Below are 1,812 nucleotides of genomic sequence, written 5' to 3' on the forward strand. Positions count from 1 at the left end.
GTGCGTGCCCTGTCCGCGCCGACGGTTGGTCCGGGGCCTGGCGGCCTGCGGCGCGGCGTCGCTGTGGCTGGTGGCGGGCCTTGCCGGGCCCGGCTCCGGTTCGGCGGCGGGGGAGTCTGGCGGCGACGTGGACGGCTGGGAACTCACGCGCTGTCCTTCCACACGCCCCCCAGCCTAGGACACCGACGGCGGGTGCCGGCCGGACGAGCGTCGCCCACCACCGGGTACCCGCTGCCGCGCGGTGCGCCGGCCTGTGCTGGTCTGCCCGCGAGGCCCTCGTTGCACCCTTTGCCGTCCGCCGCCGCCGGCAGGCCGGTAGCCTGCCACCAGTTCACCGGGAGCGACGGACTCCCCTCTGGAAGTTACGGAACGTGGCGAGAGTACTGGTGGCGATGCGCAGTTCGGGCGCCTTCGGATGAGCGGTGGCAGCGCGGGCGGTCTGACGGTGGACGAAGCCGCGTCCCGGCGCCCGGCGCCGAGCGCCGCCGCAGGGTCCTTCGGCGCGGCCGTGACCGACACCGCGTTCGGCGCCGCGGCGCTGGAGCTCGGCCGGGCGTCCGCCGAGCTCGGCCGGGCCCACCGCGCACTCGCACGGGTCATGGCCGGTGTGCTCATCGCGCTGCACGCCGTCGCCATTGTGCTGAGCGTCGGCTACCTCCTGGTGTGGCGCTGGTACGACGACCAGCCGGCGGCGACGGTCGCGGCGGTGACGACCGTGGTCTGGGACGTGGCGTTCTGCGCGATCGCCCGGCGCCGCGGCGTCGGGCGTCCGCTGGCGGCGGCGGGCGCCGCGATCGCGCTGGCCCTCCTCCTGACCGCGCACCGCTGGCTACCGCCCGAGTCGCTGGGCGACAGCGGCAACTTCATCTTCCTCGCCGCGGTCAACGGGGCCGTGGCGGTCATCTGGGCCTTCCCCGCGGCCACCGCCGCGCCGCTGGTCCTGCTGCTCGGCGCCGGCGCGCTCGTCGGCGGCTGGGGGCACTTCCCGCAGGCCGTCGTCCAGGCCGCGCTGCTGGTGCTCGCGCCGGGGCTGCTGGGACTGTCGATCGGGCGGCTGCGGGAGTCCGCCCGGGTCGCCGACCGGCGGTGGGCGAACGTGGTGGCCCGCCACCGCGGCGAGGCGGTCGTGCTCGCCGTCGCCCGCGACCGACGGGAACGCGAACGGATCATCCACGACACCGTGCTCAACACGCTGACCGGGATCGCCTGGGGCGGCGGGCGCGACGTCGCGCTGGCCCGCCAGCGCTGCGCGAGCAGCCTCGCCGCCGTGCGGGACCTGCTCGATCCGGACGGGCCCGGCGGGCCGGGACTCGACGAGCGTCTCGCCGAGGTCGCGGCCGAAGCCGTGGAGCGCGGCCTGCGGGTGGAGATGGACAGCACGCCGCGCGTCACCGGCCGCGGCGAGGTGCCGGTCGAGCTGCCCGACGTGGTCGTCACCGCGTTCGCCGGCGCGGTCCGGGAGACCCTCGCGAACGTCGAGCGCCATGCCGGCACCGGGCAGGCGCGGATTCGCCTCGACGGCGGCCCCGGCGTGGTCACCGTCGACGTGTCCGACACCGGCCGGGGATTCGACCCGGGCCAGGCCGATCCGAACCGGCTGGGCCTGCGCCGATCCGTCGTCGGCCGGATCGAGGACGTCGGGGGCACCGCCGCGATCACCTCGGTGCCTGGGCGTGGCACCTCAGTGCGGCTGCAGTGGCGTGTTCCCGAGGTCGCCGACGTGCGGGTGGACGAGGCCGGGCCGGCCTCGAACGTGCGGCCCTCGAAGGCGTTGCGGCTCTCGATCAGGCGTGGATCGACCTGGACGGTCAG

Annotated in this window: 2 pseudogenes; one reads left to right on the forward strand and one right to left on the reverse strand. The window is 76.4% G+C overall.

Going from position 1 to position 1,812, the window contains the following annotated elements:
- Positions 1-1,369 precede the first annotated feature (1,369 nt).
- Positions 1,370-1,645: pseudogene (locus tag MXD58_RS31960) on the forward strand (ATP-binding protein); the annotation flags it as partial.
- 89 nt (positions 1,646-1,734) lie between these two features.
- Here MXD58_RS31960 and MXD58_RS31965 read toward each other — a convergent pair.
- Positions 1,735-1,812 (reverse strand): annotated as a pseudogene (locus tag MXD58_RS31965) (histidine phosphatase family protein); the annotation flags it as partial.

It is taken from the genome of Frankia sp. AgKG'84/4 (assembly GCF_023242965.2).
GTDB lineage: Bacteria > Actinomycetota > Actinomycetes > Frankiales > Frankiaceae > Frankia.